This window comes from Microvirga roseola (assembly GCF_020866965.1).
Taxonomy (GTDB): domain Bacteria; phylum Pseudomonadota; class Alphaproteobacteria; order Rhizobiales; family Beijerinckiaceae; genus Microvirga; species Microvirga roseola.
In genome coordinates, this window is sequence record NZ_JAJATX010000022.1 from 24463 (window position 1) to 44460 (window position 19998).

At 67.6% G+C, this 19998-nt stretch carries 18 protein-coding genes and 1 pseudogene; 12 read left to right on the plus strand and 7 right to left on the minus strand.

Annotated features, from left to right (window positions below; translation table 11 throughout):
* Positions 1-47: 47 nt before the first annotated feature.
* A complete protein-coding gene (locus tag LG661_RS14075; RefSeq protein WP_230532531.1) occupies positions 48-602 on the minus strand; it encodes a hypothetical protein in 555 nt (184 codons plus the stop codon).
* Between the two features lie 232 nt (positions 603-834).
* On the opposite strand from LG661_RS14075, the gene LG661_RS14080 reads away from it, so the two are divergent.
* From LG661_RS14080 to LG661_RS14100, 5 genes are all read left to right on the plus strand, one after another.
* Positions 835-3363, plus strand: a complete 2529-nt coding sequence (locus tag LG661_RS14080) for a P-loop NTPase family protein (protein ID WP_230532532.1) — start codon at positions 835-837, stop codon at positions 3361-3363.
* 94 nt (positions 3364-3457) lie between these two features.
* Entirely contained in the window at positions 3458-4363 is a 906-nt protein-coding gene (locus tag LG661_RS14085; protein WP_230532533.1) for an MBL fold metallo-hydrolase, read from the plus strand.
* A gap of 15 nt (positions 4364-4378) precedes the next feature.
* A complete protein-coding gene (locus tag LG661_RS14090; RefSeq protein WP_230532534.1) occupies positions 4379-5386 on the plus strand; it encodes an NAD-dependent epimerase/dehydratase family protein in 1008 nt (335 codons plus the stop codon).
* 109 nt (positions 5387-5495) lie between these two features.
* On the plus strand, positions 5496-6503 hold the full coding sequence (locus LG661_RS14095) for an MraY family glycosyltransferase (protein ID WP_230532568.1): 1008 nt from the start codon (positions 5496-5498) through the stop codon (positions 6501-6503).
* The gene (locus LG661_RS14100; RefSeq protein WP_230532535.1) at positions 6500-7441 is read left to right on the plus strand and encodes an NAD-dependent epimerase/dehydratase family protein; all 942 of its coding nucleotides are present in this window, start codon (positions 6500-6502) and stop codon (positions 7439-7441) included. The genes LG661_RS14095 and LG661_RS14100 overlap by 4 nt, the downstream gene beginning before the upstream one ends.
* Here the strand turns inward: LG661_RS14100 and LG661_RS14105 are convergent.
* The 3 genes from LG661_RS14105 to LG661_RS14115 form a co-directional block, all read right to left on the minus strand.
* A complete protein-coding gene (locus tag LG661_RS14105) occupies positions 7374-9341 on the minus strand; it encodes a nucleoside-diphosphate sugar epimerase/dehydratase (protein ID WP_230532569.1) in 1968 nt (655 codons plus the stop codon). The two genes, LG661_RS14100 and LG661_RS14105, sit on opposite strands and share 68 nt — an antisense overlap.
* 92 nt (positions 9342-9433) lie before the next feature.
* Complete coding sequence (locus LG661_RS14110; RefSeq protein WP_230532536.1) at positions 9434-10216, minus strand: ABC transporter ATP-binding protein; 783 nt, start codon at positions 10214-10216, stop codon at positions 9434-9436.
* Positions 10213-11217: a FecCD family ABC transporter permease gene (locus LG661_RS14115; RefSeq protein ID WP_230532537.1), complete on the minus strand. Its 1005-nt coding sequence runs from the start codon at positions 11215-11217 to the stop codon at positions 10213-10215. The genes LG661_RS14110 and LG661_RS14115 overlap by 4 nt, the downstream gene beginning before the upstream one ends.
* Before the next feature lie 296 nt (positions 11218-11513).
* On the opposite strand from LG661_RS14115, the gene LG661_RS14120 reads away from it, so the two are divergent.
* From LG661_RS14120 to LG661_RS14130, 4 genes and pseudogenes are all read left to right on the plus strand, one after another.
* Positions 11514-11717, plus strand: coding sequence for a hypothetical protein (locus tag LG661_RS14120; protein WP_230532538.1), 204 nt, complete (start codon positions 11514-11516; stop codon positions 11715-11717).
* Positions 11718-11732: 15 nt separating this feature from the next.
* Positions 11733-12062, plus strand: a pseudogene (locus LG661_RS25425) (cache domain-containing protein); the annotation flags it as partial.
* A 51-nt stretch (positions 12063-12113) separates the two neighbouring features.
* Positions 12114-13187 (plus strand): methyl-accepting chemotaxis protein, encoded by a 1074-nt coding sequence (locus LG661_RS25115; RefSeq protein WP_407666716.1) that lies wholly within the window; start codon positions 12114-12116, stop codon positions 13185-13187.
* A 500-nt stretch (positions 13188-13687) separates the two neighbouring features.
* Positions 13688-14752 carry an MBL fold metallo-hydrolase gene (locus tag LG661_RS14130; protein WP_230532539.1) on the plus strand — a complete coding sequence of 355 codons (1065 nt, stop codon included), beginning with the start codon at positions 13688-13690 and terminating at the stop codon, positions 14750-14752.
* Here LG661_RS14130 and LG661_RS14135 read toward each other — a convergent pair.
* Together LG661_RS14135 and LG661_RS14140 are read right to left on the minus strand one after the other, a co-directional pair.
* The gene (locus LG661_RS14135; protein ID WP_230532540.1) at positions 14709-15380 is read right to left on the minus strand and encodes an HAD hydrolase-like protein; all 672 of its coding nucleotides are present in this window, start codon (positions 15378-15380) and stop codon (positions 14709-14711) included. The two genes, LG661_RS14130 and LG661_RS14135, sit on opposite strands and share 44 nt — an antisense overlap.
* Positions 15377-16123 (minus strand): GyrI-like domain-containing protein, encoded by a 747-nt coding sequence (locus tag LG661_RS14140; protein ID WP_230532541.1) that lies wholly within the window; start codon positions 16121-16123, stop codon positions 15377-15379. The genes LG661_RS14135 and LG661_RS14140 overlap by 4 nt, the downstream gene beginning before the upstream one ends.
* Positions 16124-16348: 225 nt before the next feature.
* Here LG661_RS14140 and LG661_RS14145 point away from each other — a divergent pair, with 225 nt between their 5' ends.
* The 3 genes from LG661_RS14145 to mtaB all read left to right on the plus strand — a co-directional run bounded on the left by LG661_RS14145 (position 16349) and on the right by mtaB (position 19304).
* Complete coding sequence (locus LG661_RS14145; protein WP_230532542.1) at positions 16349-17086, plus strand: sulfite exporter TauE/SafE family protein; 738 nt, start codon at positions 16349-16351, stop codon at positions 17084-17086.
* 77 nt (positions 17087-17163) lie between these two features.
* Complete coding sequence (gene dapF / locus LG661_RS14150; protein ID WP_230532543.1) at positions 17164-18051, plus strand: diaminopimelate epimerase; 888 nt, start codon at positions 17164-17166, stop codon at positions 18049-18051.
* Positions 18051-19304, plus strand: a complete 1254-nt coding sequence (mtaB, locus tag LG661_RS14155; protein WP_230532544.1) for a tRNA (N(6)-L-threonylcarbamoyladenosine(37)-C(2))-methylthiotransferase MtaB — start codon at positions 18051-18053, stop codon at positions 19302-19304. Before dapF ends, mtaB begins: the two co-directional genes overlap by 1 nt.
* On the opposite strand, the gene LG661_RS14160 is transcribed toward mtaB, so the two are convergent.
* Positions 19301-19981 (minus strand): RluA family pseudouridine synthase, encoded by a 681-nt coding sequence (locus tag LG661_RS14160; RefSeq protein ID WP_230532571.1) that lies wholly within the window; start codon positions 19979-19981, stop codon positions 19301-19303. The genes mtaB and LG661_RS14160 overlap by 4 nt on opposite strands.
* Between the last annotated feature and the right edge of the window lie 17 nt (positions 19982-19998).

A 19998-nucleotide genomic window follows, 5' to 3' on the forward strand; every position in this document is an offset into this window, starting at 1 on the left:
GCTGCGCCCGCAACGGCGGCGTTGTCGCGCGCGGGCGCGGTTCGGCCTTAATGCAGCATCAGGTTGCGCGGCGAGAGGTTTCGCAGCATCTCGCGCAGCTCGTCCATGTGCGGATTGATCGACAGGGCGATCTGGAACGCAGCCCTCGCCTCGTTCAGGTGACCATGACGCAGGCAGATGTCCCCGAAGCCTGAGATGGCGCCGAAATGGCGCGGCTCCAGCCGCAGGGTCTCGGCGATGTCGTTGAGGCTCTCCACATCGCGTTGCTCGATGAAGGCGAGCGTGGCGCGCTTGTTCCAGGCCTCCGCCCAATCCGCATGGGCCCCGACGAGGTGGTCGAGCAGGGGCTTCGCCTTCGCGAGTTCGCCCGCCGCCATGGCGTCCACGGCCGCGGCCAGGGTCTCCTCCGCCACCCGGTCCTCGTGCGAGGCCCAGAGCGCCCAGATCAGGTCCTCGATCTCCTCCGCCGGGCGGCCGGGATCGGGCGAAGCCAGTTCGCGGAAGAGATGGGTCAGGCGAGTCGGCAGGCTGGCGCTCGGACGGGCCCGCGGCGCGTCGAGGACGAGCTGGAAGACCGGATCGACGGGCAGGGCTGATGTCATGATGGGCTCATCATCCTCCGCAAGATGCCCCGATGAGCGGTGACATAGTGTTGTCATGCGCGGCGGCGAGAGGAGAGGCCGAAGAGCGCCTCTCCTTGTCCCGGCGCGACGCCGCCCTCACGAGGGAGGTGACCTGCCGCACGGACCGGCTCCCCCTTTCGCAGGAAAAGACTCTGGCCGTTGCGGCAAGGCTTGGGTAACGTCACGCAACGACAACGACCTGGGAGCTGACATGGAGCGCGATCCGCTTCGCCTGGCCTGGAAGACGCATCCGCTGCGCCATTGCCTCGGATTCTGTCTTCTCATTCTGGCAGGCCTACTGCTCCTCGTCGGCTTCGACCTGATCCGTGTCGTGGTGGACCGGGCGGTCGGCGGCACGATGGGCGTGCCGGACGCGCTTCTCCGGATCGCCGTGAGCCCGTCCCCGAACCTCTGGCCCGAGCCCCTGGTGCTCTTTCCCGGCTTTTCCTTGAGCGCGGAGGCATTCACCCTGGCCTCCATCGCGGGTCTGGTTCTCGTTCCCGTCCTGGTCGCCCTGGTCCTGGTCGCCCTCGACTGGACCATCATCGCCATCGGCTCGGGCGTGCTGGCCCGCATCCGCTCCACGATCATCGATGCAGTGCTGAAGGCTCCGCCTTCGACGCAGGACGAGGTGGCGGCCGTCACGGCGCTTGCGGGAACGCCGCTCGCCCGCGAGAACGCGGTGCTGGGCGCGGGCCTTCTGAGACCCGTGCAGCTCGGCGGCATGATCGGGCTGGCCTTCGCCTTTGTGCTCGTCATGGACTGGCATCTCGGGGTGGCGCTCGCCCTCGCGCTGGCCCTGGGCGGCATGCTGAACGTGCGCCGGTTCTTCCTGCGTTTCGATGCGGCCAAGGCCCGCTACCGCGAGGGCGAGGCCGCGGAAGAAATCCTGACGGACCTGGAGCACCGCATCCCGGCCCTTCGCGCCCACGGCACCGGGCACTCGGAGCGGGAGCGGGTGCGCCGCGCCCTCGTCGAGAGCCACCGTCCGGTGGCGAAGCGGGAAATCCGCATGGCGGTGATCGACGCCGCCGCCGCGGCCTCGCTCGCGCTGGCGCCCCTCGTAGTGCTGGCGCTGGGAAGCTGGTTCGCCCAAAGCCGCCCGCTCTCGGCGGGCACGGTCGCCGCCTGCATCCTCGCCGCCGCGCTGGCGGCCTACGGCGTGCGCGAGATCGTCCAGTGGCAGCGCCTCGGCCTGAGGGCGAACGCGATCCTCTGGGACATCGCCCAGAGCCTCGCCGCCTTCAGGGGCCGCGAGCCGCGGGTCGAAACGGCGGCGCTTCCCCCGCACGGAGCCCTCGTCGCACAGGGCGTCTCGGCCTACGACCCGCAAAGCGGCGGCCGCGTCACCTCCGTCAACCTGAACCTTGCCTTCCCCTCCCACATCGCGCTGGTCGGCGATGGGGATTCGGGCCCCCGGATCCTCGCCTCGCTCATCGGCGGGCAGATCGCCCCCTCCACGGGCCGCCTCACCCTCGGCGGCGTGAATCTCGCGGCGGCGGACCCGGTCGAGCGCAGCCAGCGGATCGCCCTGGCCGGGGACACGGTTCTCATCGCGGGCACCCTGCGGGACAACCTTCTCTACGGCTGCTCCGCCCCAGCGGAGGAGCTGGAGTACCGCCTCTCCGACGCCATTGCGGTGGCCGGCCTCGACCGCCTGACCCACGCCCGCGGGCTTGCCGGCACCCTCAACCCGAAGCGGGACCCGAAGACCGCCACGGCGATCGTCGAATCCCGCCGCGCCGTGCATGCGGCCCTCGCCCGCGAAAAGCTTGACCGCTTTGTCGACCCGTTCTCCATCGAGCGCTACAACCGCTACGCCACGATCGGCGAGAACCTCCTGTTCGGAAAGCCCATCGGCGACACGTTCCGGGAGGATGGCCTGTCCGGTCACCCCTACGTGCGGGCGATCCTCGAGGCCTCGGACCTGACCAAGCCGCTCGCGCGCATCGGCCTCTCCATCGCCACCAGCATGATCGAGATCTTCGCCGACGTGCCCAACGGCCATCCGCTCTTCGAGCGGTTCTCGTTCTTCTCCGCCTCCGACCGCCCCTACTTTCAGGATCTGGTGGAGCGCCGCAGCGAGCAGCGCCGCAGCGCCCAGACTGCGCGGGACCAGGAGCGCCTGATCGGCCTGGCGCTTCGCTACAACGAGAGCCGCCACCGCCTGGGGCTGCTCGACGACAGCATGGAGGAGCGCATCCTCGCAGCCCGCGCGGACTTCGCCCGCATGCTGCCGGTGAGCCTCAAGCCGTCCATCGAGTTCTATGACGAGGGCCTGTTCTGCGCGGCGGCAAGCGTGCAGGACAACCTGCTCTTCGGGCGCATCGCCTCCGACCAGGCGGGCGCGGCGGACGCGGTGCAGGGCGTGATCCGCCGGGTGCTGACCGAGCGGGGCCTCGACGGCGAGGTCTCGCGCATCGGCCTCGACATGCCCATCGACGAACAGGGCGGCGACCTGTCGTCGAGCGAGATCGCCGCCATCGACCTGGTGCGCTGCCTCGTGCGCCGGCCGAGCGTTCTGGTGGTCCAGCGCGCCCTCGACGGGCTTTCCGAAGCGCAGGCCGACAGGCTCGTCGCGAACCTGCGCCGCGCCCTCGTCGGGCGCGGGCTGATCCTGGTGACGCCCTCGATCTCGCCCGCCATGGATCAACCTCCCTTCGACGCAGTTATCCGTTTCGAGCGGGGCGAGCCCGTGATGGATCACCGCATCCGGCAGCTTGAGGCGCTGAGCGCGTGAGATTTTCCATCTTGACCAAAGGCTTGGCCCGGGGGCAGCTTGTCCCGTGCGCTGGCGCACATGAGAGGGATTGTCGATCGGTCATGATGTTACGATGGTAGGGCGTACTGACACTTCCGACGAACTCCGGGTCCGCTTCTGGGGCACGCGGGGCTCGACTTGTGCGTCAGGTCCGCAATTCGTCGAGTTCGGGGGCCATACGCCCTGCGTCGAGATCCGCTGCGGCGAGCGCCTCTTCATCGTCGATGCCGGAACGGGCCTCTCGGCGCTCGGCAGCGAACTCGGGACCTCGGCGCCCGACAAGGTCGATATCCTCTTCAGCCATCTCCACCTCGACCACATCGGAGGCCTGCCCTTCTTCAAACCCGTTCTCCTCGACAAGAACCGGGTCATCCGCACCTATTGCGGCACCCTGGAGGGGGACAGCGCGATGGAGGCCCTGGAGCGCCTGTTCGCGCCGCCGCTCTTTCCCGTGCGCCTCGGCCAGCTTCCGGCGCGCTTCGAGCACCACGGCTTCAAGGCCGGCGAGCCCCTGATCTTCGACGACGGGACCCGGGTCGAGACCCATCTCCTGAACCATCCCGGCGGCGCGACCGGCTATCGCTTCAGCCATCGCGGACGGAGCGTCTGCTACATCAGCGACATCGAGCACAGCGAGCCCTGGCCCGACCCGGACCTCGCCGCCTTCGTCCGCGATGCGGACCTGATGATCTTCGACGGCATGTTCTCGGAAGCCGAGTACCCGAGCTGCCGGGGATGGGGCCATTCGACCTGGCAGAAGGCGGTCGATCTCTGCCGCAAGGCCAATGTGAAGACCCTCGCGATCTTCCACCTCTATCCCGGACACAACGATCAGTTCCTGAAATGCGTCGAGGCCGAGATGCAGTCGGCGATGCCCTCCTCCTTCATCGCCCGCGAGCGCCAGTCCATCGCGTTCGCCCCTGCCGATGGGGAATCGGTTGCGGATCGGCCCGACGTCGGTAAGGTGCCCGCGATCTGATCAGCGGGCCCTTTCATGTCAGCTCCCATTCTCGTCACCGGCGCGGCGGGCTTTATCGGCTCTCACGTGGCCGAGCGGCTTCTCGCGGCAGGCCACCCCGTGGTCGGCCTGGACAGCTTCACGCCCTATTACGACGTGAGCCTGAAGGAGGCCCGCTTCGCGAGGCTTACGCCGCACAACACCTTCGTGCCTGAGCGCGTGGACCTCGCCGATGCGGCGGCCCTGAATGACCTCTTCAGCCGCCACCGTTTCGAGCGGGTGATCCATCTCGCCGCCCAGCCGGGCGTGCGCTTCGTGGATGCGCAGCCCTATGCCGCCTCGAACCTCGTCGGCTTCATGAACATGCTCGAGGCCTGCCGGCACGGGGGTGTCGGGCATCTGGTCTATGCCTCATCGAGCTCGGTCTACGGAGCCAACGGCAAGCTGCCCTTCTCCGAGCATGACATGGCCGATCACCCGATCAGCCTCTACGCTGCGACCAAGAAGGCGAACGAGATGATGGCGCATGCTTACGCCCATCTCTTCAAGCTCCCCGCCACGGGCCTGCGCTTCTTCACGGTCTATGGGCCTTGGGGACGGCCGGACATGGCGGTCTACAAGTTCACCCACGCCATTGCCCAGGGCCAGGAAATCCAGGTCGCGAATGCCGGCAAGGTCTGGCGGGACTTCACTTACGTGGACGACATCGTCGAGGGCATCGTGCGGCTCGTGGACTGCATCCCCGCCCCCGATCCGGCCTGGAACGCGCAGGATCCGGATCCTGCGACAGGCCCTGCGCCGCACCGGGTCTACAATATCGGCAACGACGCGCCCGAAGAGGTGAACCGTCTCATCGCCCTGATCGAGGAGGCTCTGGGCAAAAAGGCCAACCGCGTGGACGTGGCGCTCCCCCCCGGCGATGTGCTCGAGACCCGCGCCGATGTCACGGATCTGCGCCGCGACGTGGGCTTCTCCCCGTCCACGCCGCTGGACGAGGGCATCCGCCGCTTCGTCGCGTGGTACAAGAGCTATCACGGGGTTTGAGCCGATGGTCCGCGACTACCTGAAGCTCATCGCCTGCTGGGGCGTGTTGCTGGCGGCAGGATTTCTGCTGTCCGTCGCGTTCAATCCATTCGCCTTCTTCACGGTCGTGATGTTCTCGACGGTCCTGCTCGTGGCAGGCCTGATCGCTTCGCTTCTGATCCTCGCTCTTAAGCCGCTTCTTATCCGCTACGCGCTGGCGCGCCCGAATGCGCGATCGAGCCACAAGATCCCGACGCCCCAAGGCGGAGGAATGGCCGTTGTTGGCGCGGCGTTGATCGCGACGGCTTTGACATTTGCTCTTCTACCCCTCCCCAATGAACTCCTGAGAACCTTTGTCATTGTCGCAGTCGCTACGGTGATCCTGGCAGTGATCGGCGCCGTCGACGACATCCGCCCCCTTTCGGCGAGCCTGCGCCTCGTCCTGCAAGTCGCAGCCGTTTCCGCCGTCGTGGTGACGAGCGGCCTAAGGGTTCTGCCGGAAGCGGTGCCGCTCGCCGTGGAGCAGGCGATCCTCATCCTCGGCGGCGTCTGGTTCGTGAACCTCGTCAACTTCATGGACGGCCTCGACTGGATCACCGTCGCCGAGATGGTTCCTGTCACCGCTGCCGTCGCCGTTCTCGGGATCGCAGCCGGCGTTCCGTTCCCGGTCATCCTCATGGCTCTCGCCCTCTGCGGTGCGCTCCTCGGTTTCGCCCCCTTCAACAAGCCCGTCGCGCGGCTTTTCCTCGGCGATGTCGGCTCGCTCCCCATCGGGCTTCTCGTCGGCTGGATGCTGCTGCAACTGGCCGGAACCGGCGCGCTCGCGGCAGCCCTCCTGCTTCCGCTCTACTATCTGATGGACGCCACCATCACCCTGCTGCGCCGCCTCGCGCGCCGCGAAAAGGTGTGGGAGGCGCATCGCAGCCATTTCTACCAGAAGGCCACGGATAGCGGTTTTTCCGCCATGTCCGTCAGCGCCCATGTGTTCGGGCTCAACCTTGTTCTCGCGGGTCTCGCCGCTATGACATTGGTCTGGTCCTCGGGCGTCGTGCAGGTCGCGGCGCTCGGGCTCGGAACCGTTCTCGTCGCCCTGGTCCTCAGGCGCTTTTCCACCCCCCGCCCGGAGGTTCTTCGATGAATGCACCCCTGGTTGCGCTAACCGGCTCGACAGGCTTCATCGGAAAGCATCTTCTCACCGAACTCCCGAAGCGCGGCTACCGGGTCCGGGTACTCCTGCGCCGTCCCTCCGAAGTGCCGGAAGGCGCAACGAGCGCCGTGATCGGCGACATCGCCTCGCCGCACAACATGGCGGCGGCGCTTCGCGACGTGGACATGGTGATCCATTCGGCCGGCCTCGCGCACGCCATGTCGGGGCGCCCGGAGGACGATTACCGCACCATCAACACGGAAGCGACGATCAGGCTCGCGCAATCCGCCGAGCGGGGGGGCGTGAAGCGCTTCGTCTTCCTCTCCTCGATCCGGGCCCAGAGCGGACCGGTGGCGGAGGGCGTTCTCACCGAGGAGCAGGAGCCCCGGCCGACGGACGCTTACGGCCGCTCGAAGCTCGAGGCGGAAAAGGGCCTTGCGGAGCTCGGCATCGACTGGGCGGCGCTTCGCCCGGTGCTCGTCTACGGACCCGGCGTGAAGGGCAACATGGCGGCCCTCATGACCCTCGCGCAGTCGCCCTGGCCCCTGCCGCTCGGCGGCCTCAGGGCCAGGCGCTCGCTCCTCTCCCTCGACAATCTCGCCGCCGCCATGGACACCCTGCTGAAAGCGGAAGGCCCGCTCCGGCGGCCCTTCATCGCCGCCGACCCCGAGCCGCTGACCGTGCCGGAGATTGTGGCAGCCTTGCGCAAGGGCCTGGGACGCGGGCCGGGGCTGGTCCCGGTGCCCTCCTTCGTGCTGGGAGGCGTCGCCGCCCTTGCGGGCAAGGGCGAGGCATATGAGCGCCTCGCAGGCTCGCTGGTGGCGAGCCCCGCGGCGCTGGAAGGGCTGGGCTGGAAGCCGGTCAGTTCGACGCGAGACGGGCTTGCTCGACTGGCGCGGCAGGCGGGGGCACCTGCTTCCGGCGCTTGAATTCCGGGATCGCCTCCTCGAAGACCCGCTCGGCCATGGCCCGGTCGCCGACGGTGATGGCGCGGGCGAGGGTGTTGAGCCACTGGTCGACCCGCGCGCGGTCGGCGAAGACGGGCTTGGCCGCCATCACCCCGTCAATGCCGATCTCGGCGCGGGGCTCCTCGCGGGCGAAGAGGATCTCGTGCAGCCGCTCGCCGGGGCGCGTGCCGGTGACGGAAATCTCGATATCCTCGCCGGGCTCGTAACCGGCAAGGCGGATCATACGCTCGGCGAGATCGTAGATGCGCACCGGCTGGCCCATCTTCAGCACATAGACCGAGGCGCGCTCGTCGGTATTCGTGCCGTCCGTCAGCGTCCGGCCCTCCGCATCCGCATGGGAGGCCGAGGTGAGCACGAGATCCGCCGCCTCCCGGGTGGTCATGAAATAGCGCACCATGTCGGGATGGGTGACGGTGACCGGACCGCCGCGGGCGATCTGCGCCTTGAACTTCGGCACCACGGAGCCGACGGAGCCGAGCACGTTGCCGAAGCGCACCGCGATGGTGCGGGTCGCCCCGTTGCGGCCCATGAACTCGGCGTCGAGCGCCTGCCCGTACATCTCGGCGAGACGCTTCGTGGCGCCGAGCATCGAAACCGGATCGATGGCCTTGTCGGTGGAGATCATCACGATGGCGGAGACGCCTGCCTCCACCGCCGCATCGGCCACGTTCACGGAGCCGAAGACGTTGGTCTTGACGCCTTCCGTCCAGTTCTTCTCGAGATAGGGCACGTGCTTGAGCGCGGCGGCGTGGAACACCACGTCCGGCCGGAACTCGCCCATGACCTCGCGGATGCGCTCCCGGTCGCGCACATCGGCGATGACGCCGTCCACGCGCGTGTCGCTGGAGAGGATGGTCGGGTTCTCGAGAATATGATGCAGCGAGGGCTCGGAGCTCTCCAGGATCAGCAGGTCGCTCGCGCCGAAGGCCACGACGCGGGTGCAGATCTCGGATCCGATGGAGCCGCCCCCGCCCGTCACGAGCACGCGCTTGCCGCGGATGAAGGTCTCCAGCCGCTGCCGGTCGATCTGCACCGTGGGGCGCAGGAGCAGATCCTCGATCTCCAGCGGCGCGAGCTCCGCGTCGCGCATGCCTTCGCCCAGGCTCGTGACGCGCACCAGCGGCAGGCCGAGGCGGCGGGAGCGGGCAAGGAGCGTGTCCGGGTTGGCCTCCGGCGTCAGCGCGCTCGGCGTCGCCACGAGGCGGCGGATCGGAACGCCGCGCTCGTTGAAATCCTGGATCACCTGGTCGAGATCGTCGAAGGTGCCGAGCACCGGCACGCCGCGGATCGACTGGCCGAGATCGTCCGCGCGGTAGGACAGGATGCCCCTGGGCTGGAGCTTGCGCACCGCGCCCGATTCGATGGCCCTCAAGATCACCTCGGTGTCGCTGACCCGCCCCAGGAGCAGGGTCGGCGTGCTGGCGTTGCGCTCCAGCGTGTTGCGGGATCGGGCGTATTTCATGTAGCGGAAGGCCAGCCGCGGGCCTCCCAGCAGGAACATCTGGACGAGCCAGTAGAGGGCGATTGTGACCTTGCCGAAGAAGTAGATCCCGAAGAACTGCGGCGAGACGAGAACGTAGTCGACCACCAGTAGCGCGAGCGCCAGCACGGTGACCGCCCGGAAGATGTTGAAGAGGTCGGGCAGGGAGGCGAAGCGCCACTTGGAGCGGTAGAGCTGGAAGTACCAGTACACCGCGCCGGCAAAGGCGACGAAGGGCGGCAGAACGAGAGGCAGGTGAACCAGGCGCTCGCTCAGCAGGAATCCTTCGAAGCGCACGAAGAAGGTTGCGAGGACGGCGACGGCCGTCATCACGAGGTCGTGCGCGATAATGAGCGCTTTCTTGAAATCCTGCCGAGTCATGATCTTTGCCAGTTCCGCAGCGGCGGTATCCGCCGGGCTCATTGCTTTGTCAATGTAAGACCGTTTCGTTCCTCACGGGCGGATTCCCCGCCTCACGGCCGGGGCAGCGGGCGGTCGGCGACGACCACGAGGCCGCTTTCCCCGCGGGCGATATGCGCCCGGATGCCGAAGCTTGAAGCGAGCTGCGCCTCGGTCAGCACCTCGTGCGGCGGGGCATGGGCCTCGATAAGTCCTTGGCGCAAAAGCACCATGTCGTCGGCATAACGCGCAGCCAATGTCAGGTCGTGCATGACGGCGATCACCGTGCCGCCGGCTCTCGCATGGCTCCTGAGCACGTCGAGCACCACGAGCTGGTGGCGTGGATCGAGCGCGGCGACGGGCTCGTCGGCAAGGAGAACCGGAGCCTGCGTCGCGAGGGCGCGGGCGAGCAGCACCCGGGCGCGCTCGCCGCCGGACAGCTCCGTGGCGGGCCTGTCCTCGAAATTCTCCAGCCCCGTCTCACGGATTGCGGACGCGACCGCCTCCCGGCCTCCCGCCGGCAGCGCATCGGGCTTTTCCCCGTGCGGGAGCCGGCCCAGGCCCACGACCTGCGACACCGCGAGAGGCCAGGCGATCTCGCCCCCCTGGGGCAGATAGGCGATGGCCCGCGCGCGCTCCGCAGCCCGCATCTGCCCGACCGGGCGTCCGTCGAGGGTGACGCTCCCCTCGGCGGGGGCAACGAGCCCCGCGAGCGCCCGGATCAGGGTGGTCTTGCCGGCTCCGTTGGGGCCGACGATCACGGTCAGCCGCCCGGGCTGGAGGGAGAGATCGAGCCGCGTGAGCACGCGGCGACGGCCGAGATCCACCGAAAGCGAACGGGTCTGAAGGCGGGTCATGCGGGCGTCTCCAGGAGCTCGGCCTTGCGGCGGGCGATCACCCAGAGGAAGAACGGCACGCCGAGAATGGCGGTGAGGACTCCGATCTTGACCTCGGTCCCGGAGGGGATGAGCCGCACGGCGCAATCGGCCGCGAGCAGCAGCGCGGCCCCGACGAGCCCTGCGGGAACCAGCGTCCGGGCGGGATCGTAGCCCACGAAGGGGCGAACGAGATGCGGGGCGACGAGGCCGATGAAGCCGATGGTGCCCGCCACCGCCACGGAGGCGCCGGTGCCGATGGCCGCGCCCGCAACGATCAGCAGTCGCAGGCGCGTGACATCGGTGCCGAGGCTGCGCGCCGTCTCCTCGCCCAAGGCCAGGGCGCGCAGGCCGGGCGCCGCGGCGAGCACGAGGCCGGAGGCGATGAGGATGAAGGGCAGAGCCAGGACCACATGGGTGCGGGAGCGGTCCTCCAGGGAACCCAGCAGCCAGAACACGATCTCGGTCACGGCGAAGGGATTGGGCGAGAGGCTGATGGCGAGCGACGTGCCCGCGCCCGCAAGCCCTCCCACCGCCAGCCCTGAAAGAACCAGCACCACCACCGTCGCCCGTCGCCCCGCGACCAGCACCACCAGGGCGATGGAGAGAAGCGCGCCCACAATTGCAGCAAAGGGCAGGGCCCAGGACAGGGCTCCCACGAGCCCGGAATAGAGCACCAGCACTGCCCCGAAAGCCGCCGCCTGCGGCGCACCGAACACCGCCGTATCGGCGAGCGGATTGCGCAGAAGTCCTTGGAGCCCTGCGCCCGTGAGCCCGAAGATCCAGCCGATCAACAGGGCGAGGAGCGTCCGCGGCAGGCGGATCTCCCGCACCACGATGCTGGCGCCGCCCTGATCCGAGACGAGCGCCTTCACCGCCAGCGCCGGCGAGAGCGGGGCCGGACCGATCAGGAGCGAGGCGAGGCTCAGGCTCGCGACGAGCAGGAGCAGGCCCGCGACGAGGGGCGTTCGGGAGGAGAACATGCTTTGCGGTTGCATTGTCCCGCCCGCGATAGCAACCCGCCCGCCCGGTGTCATCTCCCGTTTGGTTCCGGCGATCGGAGCGACAGGGCGCGGGCATTCGACCTCAAGCAACTATTCCTTAAGGGAAATTCAGCATCAATCTAGTGAACGCAAGTGTAGATGGGGCGATCCGAGGTATTCTTCGCATTCCCGCACTCGCGTCGACATTTCACATTCCAACTGTACCTCCGCCGACAAGAATAACGAACGCGAGTCACGGCGGAGCGCAGGAAGATAAATACAAATGGGGGAACGACATGCGCCTGAAAGCCGGCATCGCCGCAAAGATTCATTCCATCACGCTGATCGCTCTCGTGGGCATCGCAGCGATCGCCGGGCTGTCGCTGTTTCAGCTCCGGGAGGAAATCACCCGGGCCCAGATGGTGAAGACGCAGCACGTGGTCGAAACCGCCTACGGAATCCTGGCCCATTCGAGGCCGAGGAGCGCGCCGGGCGGATGACGCGCGAAGCCGGCCGCGACCCAGTCCCTGAGGGCCCTGCGCTATGACGGCCAGGAGTATTTCTGGGTCAACGACATGCTGCCGCGGATGATCATGCATCCGATCAAGCCCGAGCTCGAAGGCCAGGACATGACGGAGAACAAGGACCCGACAGGCAAGCGCCTGTTCGTCGCCTTCGTCGACAAGGTGAAGGAGAGCGGCGCGGGCTTCGTTCCCTATCTCTGGCCGAAACCCGGCGCGCAGGAGCCGGTCGGGAAGATCTCCTATGTGAAGGGCTTCAAGCCCTGGGGCTGGATTGTCGGTTCGGGCGTCTACACGGACGATACCTCCGCCAAGATCTGGAACACCTCGCTGAAGCTGGTGGCCGGCGTGGCCCTGGTCCTTCTGGTGATTGCGGTGGTCGCAACCCTGATAGGACGAGGGGTGACACGCCCGATCCTGGCGCTCGGGCAGGCCATGCACGCTTTGGCCCGAGGCGAAAGGCAGATCGAGGTGCCGGCCCGAAACCGCACGGACGAGCTGGGCGCGATGGCCGGCGCCGTTCAGGTCTTCAAGGAGGCGCTCATCGCCAAGGACGAGGCGGACAGGACCTCCTCCCTCGAAACGGATGCACAGATGCGCCGGGCGCAGCGCCTGGACGAGCTGGCGGCGCGCTTCGAGAAGAACGTCTCGGCGATGACCCAGAGCCTGGCCCGCGCAGCCTACGAGATGGAATCGACGGCGCAGACCATGGCCTCCACCGCCGAACAGGCCAACCATCAATCCACGACGGTCGCCAGCGCCGCCCAGCAGGCTTCCGCCAATGTGCAGACGGTCGCCGCGGCAGCGGAGGAGCTGTCCATCTCTACCCGGGAGATTGCAAGCCAAGTGGCCCATTCCGCAAGGATTGCCGGCAGCGCCGTCGAGGAGACCCGGCGCACCGACGCGACGGTGCAGGCTCTCGCCGAGACTGCGGAGAAAATCGGCAGCGTGATCGCGCTCATCAACACCATCGCGGCCCAGACGAACCTGCTCGCGCTCAACGCGACCATCGAGGCGGCCCGCGCAGGCGAAGCCGGCAAGGGCTTCGCCGTGGTGGCGAGCGAGGTGAAGGATCTCGCCGGCCAGACGACCAAGGCGACGGAGGAGATCAGCGTTCAGATCGCCGGAATCCAGCAGGCGACGCGGGAGGCGGTGAGCGCGATCCAGAGCATCGGCGACACGATCGGCGAGATGTCCAACGTCTCCACGGCCATTGCCGCCGCCATCGAGGAACAGGGCGCGGCCACCGGCGAGATCGCCCGCAACGTCCAGGAGGCCGCCCAGGGCACCGAGGCGGTGAGCGGCAGCATCGGCAGCGTCAAGCAGGGGACCAGCCAGACCGGCGCGGCCGCCTCCCAGGTGCTCGGCGCAGCCCAGGAACTCGCCCGCCATTCCAGCGACCTGAGCCAGGAGGTCCAAGCCTTCCTCTCGTCCCTGAAGGCGGCCTGACCTGTCTGCACGCGCCGGATTCCGTCCGGCGCGTGCAAGCCCCCACCCCGGCTTGAGGGCGACACCCACCCCGTCGTCACCGGCCCTGTTCCGGTGATCCCGAAGGGATGTTCTCATTCTGTTCTAGGCTGTGGGGACAAGCTTTGCTATAGGTAGGTCAGATCTGCTCCACGAGGCGCGCGCTCGCGAGGCGTCGCAAGATGTGGGAGCAGGCACGGTCCTGCGGGAGGGCGACACGCACGCGCTCCCGACGGGAGGCCAGTCGCATCCGGCAACGGGTGATGGACCGCCTAAAAAGCCGTGCGCGAGGGGCCACCCGGCTCTTTCCATCTCACCCATTTCTGAGCCGGACGCCTCTCGCGCCCCCTCAACCCTTCAGGCTCGGAGCCCATCGGCTCCGGGCCCGAAGGTGCTGCTCTTTGACATGTCTCTGCCGGACTCTTGCCGAATGAAGTCCCAATCCCCACGCTTAAGACTTCACCGAGGAACCCCGGACCGCAATGAATCGCCGCACCCTCCTCAAAGCATTGGGCGCCCCAGCCCTCGCCGCCACTGGAATTGTCGGCTGGATGACGGCTGCGCGGGCGCGCAACCCCTATTACCAGGGGCCCGTCACCGACCATTTCGACGGAGTGCGGTTCTTCTCGCCCGGCCAGCCGCAGGACAAGGGCTTTTCGGAATTGCTGCGCTGGCAGCTCGGCGGCGGCCGCAAGGAATGGCCGGAGAGTTTCCCGAGCCCCTTCCGGGATACGCCGCCGGTCGAGGTGGCGGGCTTACGGGTGGCGCTGATCGGGCACGCCTCGTTCCTGATCCAGGTGGCGGGGCTCAACATCCTCACCGACCCGGTCTTTTCCGAGCGGGCGAGCCCCGTCTCCTTTGCCGGACCCCAGCGGGTCAACCCGCCCGGCATTGCCTTCGACGACCTGCCGCCGATCCATGCGGTGCTGGTCACGCACAATCACTACGACCACCTCGACACCGACACGCTGGGCCGGCTCTGGCGGCGGCACCGTCCCAAATTCGTCGCGCCTCTCGGCAACGATGCGGTGATCCAGGCCGAGCACCCCGAGGTTCCGGTCGAGACGCGGGACTGGGGCGGATCGGTCGATCTCGGCAACGGCGTCACGGCGCATCTCGAGCCCGCCTATCACTGGTCCGCGCGGGGCATCAACGACCGGCGCATGGCGCTCTGGTGCGCCTTCGTGCTCACCACGCCCGCGGGCACGATCTACCACGTGGGGGACACCGGATTCGGGGACGGCAAGATCTTCCGGGCCGTGCGCGAGCGCTTCGGTCGCCCCCGCCTCGCCCATCTGCCCATCGGAGCCTACGAGCCGCGCTGGTTCATGGAGCCGCAGCACATGAACCCGGAGGACGCGGTGAAGGCGCTCTCGATCGTCGAGGTCGAGCAGGCGCTGGGACACCACTGGGGCACGTTCCGGCTCACCAACGAGGGCATCGAAGAGCCGATAGCCGACCTGACCAGGGCGCTTGCGACGGCGGGCGTTCCGGCGGAGCGGTTCAGGCCCCTGCGGCCCGGTGAGGCGTGGTCGCCGCCAGCGTGAGGACGGGCCCCTCCACCTCATGCGGATGGTCCACGAGACAGGCTACCCCTGCCGATAACAATTCCTGCCGGGAACCATAGCCCCACGTGACGCCGATGGCCTGCATGCCATTGGCCTTCGCACCGATGACGTCATGCTCCCGGTCGCCGATCATGAGCGTTCCTGCGGGTTCGCATTTCTCCCGATGGACAATGTGCCGAATGAGGTCGCGCTTGTCGGCGTTGCGGTTGTCCAGTTCGGAGCCGTAAATCTCAAGGAAGAACCGCGACAGCTCGAAATGCTCGACGATCCGCCGCGCATAGACATGCGGTTTCGATGTCGCGACGAAAAGGCGGACTCCCTTCTCCTGAAGGCTCTGGAGCAGGGCCGGAATCCCTGGGTAGATCTCATTCTCGAACAGGCCGACATCGCTGAAGCGTTCGCGGTAAAGCCGCAGGGCCTCGTGAGCATCCTCAGCATGCCCCAAGAGTTCCGTAAAACCGGTAATCAATGGCGGGCCGATCATCCAGGTCAGGTCGTCCGCGTCCGGGACGGAGCGCCCGAGCCTTTCCAAGGCGTACTGGATCGAACGGGTGATCCCTGCTTTCGGGTCCGTGAGGGTTCCGCCCAGGTCGAAGAGGGCGATCATTTCTTCGGCTGAACGTAGATGTTGACCTCGAGATTCGTGTCCTCGGAATCCGTCAGGTCCGTCACGTATTCCTCGATGAACAGGTCCTCCGCCACGATCTCCTTGGCGTCGAGATAGGCGGTGATGGTCTCGTAGGTGCCTTCGATCTCGTCGTAGGAATCCTTGTGCACGAAGCGGAAGGACTTGCCCTCCGGCGTCTTGCCGAACCTGATCTCGGGCGTGAGCTCGGTCTTGCCTTCCGGGACCTGCGCGATCGGGATCATCGCCTCGTAGCGGAAGCCCTTGTCGTCGGTGTGGAGGAAGAGGGTCACCGGGCGGCCCGTGGGCGTAATCCCGGCCTTCTTCAACTCGTCCTCGATCCTGGCGAAGGCGCTCTTCAGGGAGGGATAGGCCGCGTCCCACGCGCTCGTGCCGGAGAGGACCGCCGCGGGCTTCGCCGTTAGCATGCCCTCTTCCACATTGGTCGGATCGCCGGGATTGGGAAAGAGCGTCGTGCGCGCCGTCGCCGCCTGGGCAGGCCCCGGCGCGGCCGGAGCCGGAGCAGAGGGCGCGGGAGTGGATTCGGCCGCCGCCGGAGGCTGCGCGGGCGGGGTCTCGGCGGGAGCAGCGGACTGGGCGGGCTCGGAGCCGGATGCCGGGGACTGTGCCTGGGTCGCGGGCTCGGCAGCCGGCGGCGTCTGCGCCAGGGCGAGCCCCGGGCCGAGGGCAAGGACGAGAACAAGACCAGAGGAGCGCAAACGCATGAAAAACGCCTCACCCGCGAATCAGGAAAAGAGAATGAGGGGCAGCATAGGAGGCTTTTTCGGAAGCGGCGAGGCCGTCCTGTCGCCCCCTTGTGGAGACCTTTTGCAGCAGGCTGTGAAAACGGGGAGCCTGCTTCGAAAGTCCTCTTGGAAGCTGAGCTTCCATCGCCGATGCTGCCGCCGGCCCACCCGGCCACCGCTGCGCAACCATGGGCTTTTTCCTGAATGGAAGATTTCCTGATCTTCGCCCTGATCGGCTTCCTGGCCCAGCTGGTGGACGGGGCGCTCGGCATGGCTTTCGGCGTTCTCTCGACGACAAGCCTGCTCGCCTTCGGCGTGCCTCCGGCGACCGCCAGCGCCGTGACCCATGTCACCGAGATCTTCACCACGGCGACATCGGGCACCTCGCATCTCCTCCACCGCAACGTGAACTGGCATCTCGTCGTCCGCCTTGCGCCGGCGGGCATGGTCGGCGGAGCCATCGGCGCCTTCGTCCTCGCCAATGTGGATGCGGGCCTGATGCAGCCCATCGTCTCGATCTACCTAGCAGGGATCGGCCTCTATATCGTGTTCAGGGCCCTCGGCCCCCTCTGGCCCCGGGAGGTCAAGGACTGGACCGTGCCTTTCATCGGCGCGGGCGGCGGTCTCCTCGACGCGATGGGCGGGGGCGGATGGGGGCCCATCGTCACCGGCTCGCTGATCGGGCGGGGCCACGCGCCCCGGGAGGTGATCGGCTCGACGAACCTGACGGAGTTCCTCGTCACGACCACTATCTCGGCGACCTTCATCCTGACGCTGGGCTGGTCGGAGTTGAGCTCGGCGGCGGGGCTCATCGCCGGCGGCGTGCTGGCGGCTCCGCTCGGCGGCTTCCTGGTCAGCCGCATTCCCACGCGGCCGCTGATGATCGGGGTCGGCCTCATCATCGTTGCGACCAGCATCCCGCGCATCCTGAACATCTTCTGATCCCGTTGCCGCAGGGCTGCGTTCCCCCTCTCGCGATTTCTCGAAAATTCAGCCATATACGGCTCATGAGCGCCCCGATGAGCAGCCCCCTGGCGAATTACCGCTTCCTAAAGATGAACGGTCTCGGCAACGAGATCACCGTGCTGGACCTGCGCGGCACGCGACTGCGCGTGAGCGCCGCGGAAGCGCGCGCCATCGCGGCCGACCCGCGCTCGCGCTTCGACCAGCTCATGGTGCTCCACGATCCCGTGACCCCGGGCATCGACGCCTTCATGCGCATCTACAACACGGACGGCTCGGAATCGGGCGCCTGCGGCAACGGCACCCGATGCGTCGCCTGGGCGATGACCGCCGATCCCGCCATGAGCCGCCCCGCAGGCGAGGGCCTGGTGCTGGAGACCAAGGCCGGGCTGTTGCCCGTGAGCCAGGTCTCCGAGACGGTCTTCACCGTGGACATGGGCGCGCCACGCCTTGCCTGGAACGAGATCCCGCTCGCGCATCCCTTTCCCGATACCCGCCGGATCGAGGTGGAGACGATGCTGCCCGAGAGGCCCGAACTGCAGGGGCCGTCGGCCGTGAGCATGGGCAACCCGCATGCGATCTTCTGGGTGGAGGATGCGGCGTCCTATGATGTCGCCGCCATCGGCCCGAAGCTCGAGCACGACCCGGTCTTTCCGGAGCGCGCCAATATCAGCTTCGCGCAGGTCACGAGCCCCGAGCACATCCTGCTCCGCGTTTGGGAGCGCGGCGCGGGAGCCACCCGCGCCTGCGGCTCGGCAGCCTGCGCTACCCTCGTGGCAGCGGCCCGCAAGGGTCTTACCGGCCGGAGGGCCGTGGTGTCGCTCCCGGGCGGCGATCTGATGATCGAGTGGCGCGAGAACGACGACCACGTGCTCATGACCGGACCCACCGAACTCGAGCACGAAGGCACGTTCTCCCCTGCCCTCTTTGCAGGAGCAGCCTGATGGGCATCGAGGTCGTCACCTTCGGCTGCCGGCTCAATACCTACGAGTCGGAGGCCATGCAGCGCCATGCGGAGGAAGCGGGGCTCGGCGAGGTCGTGATCGTCAATACCTGCGCCGTGACGGCGGAGGCGACGCGCCAGGCGCGGCAGTCCATCCGCAAGATCGCCCGCGAGAAGCCCAATGCCCGCGTCGTCGTGACGGGCTGCGCGGCTCAGGTGGAGCCCGAAACCTTCGCCGCCATGCCGGAGGTCTCCCAGGTCGTCGGCAACCACGAGAAGATGAAGGCCGAGACCTGGACGGGCCTGCGCGATTTCGGCGTGGGCGCGGCGGAAAAGGTGCTCGTCAACGACATCATGGCGGTGAAGGAAACCGCCGTGCACCTCATCGACGGCATGAGGGGACGCACCCGCGCCTTCGTGCAGGTGCAGAACGGCTGCGACCATCGCTGCACCTTCTGCATCATTCCCTACGGCCGCGGGAGTTCCCGCTCCGTGCCCATGGGCGCGGTGGTGGAGCAGGTGCGCACGCTCGTCGAACACGGTTCACGCGAAGTGGTGCTCACCGGCGTCGATATCACCAGCTACGGCAAGGATCTGCCCGGCGAGCCGAAGCTCGGTTCACTCGTAAAAAACCTCCTGCGCCACGTGCCGGAGCTGGAGCGGCTTCGCATTTCCTCCATCGACTCGGTGGAGGCGGACGAGGACCTGTTGGACGTGATCGCCGGCGAGAGCCGGCTGATGCCGCACCTGCATCTCTCGCTCCAGGCGGGCGACGACATGGTGCTCAAGCGTATGAAGCGCCGCCATCTGCGCGCCGACGCCATCGCCTTCTGCGAGCAGGTGAAGCGGCTGCGTCCCGACATGGTCTTCGGCGCGGACATCATCGCGGGCTTTCCGACCGAGACCGAGGAGATGTTCGCCCGGTCCCTCGACATAGTGGACGAATGCAGCCTCACGCATCTCCACGTCTTCCCCTTCTCGCCCCGCCCCGGCACGCCGGCCGCGCGCATGCCGCAGGTGGCCCGCGACGTGGTGAAGGACCGGGCGCGCCGCCTTCGCGAAAAGGGCGAGGCGGCGCTCGTGAAGCATCTTGCGGAAGAAGTCGGCGCGAAGCGCAACGTGCTGATCGAGACGAACCAGCTCGGCCGCACGGAAGGTTTTACGCTGGTGCGCTTCGCCAGTGCGGTGACTCCGGGCGCGATCGTGCCCGTCACGATTGCCGGACACGACGGCAAGGAACTGCTGGCGGCCTAAGCCGTGCCGCCACAGGCCGCGACGCGCTCGCGCATATGCTCCGGGACCGGCGCTTCGACAAGGATCGGCGGCTTCTTTGGATAGAGCGGAACCATCACGCTTCTAGCATGCAGATGCAGTCCCGGACCGCCGAAACGCGGGGTCGTGCCGTAGATGGGATCGCCCAGGATCGGGAAATTCATGGCGGCGCAATGAACGCGCAACTGATGGGTGCGGCCGGTGATGGGACGCAGTTCGAGGAGGGTGAGACCCTCGGCCCGCCCCAATACCCGCCACTGCGTCAGCGAGGGCTGGCCCTTGGGATCGACTTTCATCCACCAGCCGCGGTCGGGGGATTTCGGTGCGAGGGCCAGGTCTATCTCGCCTTCATCCGCCTCGGGCCCGCCCTCGACGACGGCCCAGTAGATCTTGTCGATCTCGTTCCTGCGGAAAAGCTCGTTGAGGCGGGCGATGGCCTTGGGATTCCGGCCCAGCACGAGACAGCCCGAGGTGTCCTTGTCGAGGCGATGCGCCGCTTCCGGGCGGCGCGGCAAGCCGAAGCGCAGGGCATCGAGGTGGTGAAACAGGGTCTCACCGCCCTTGGGTCCCGGATGGACCGGGAGACCGGCCGGTTTGTCGATCGCGAGCATCAGGGCATCGCGATACAGCACTCGGGACACTATCTCTTCCGCATTCATGGCGCCTCGGCTATCGA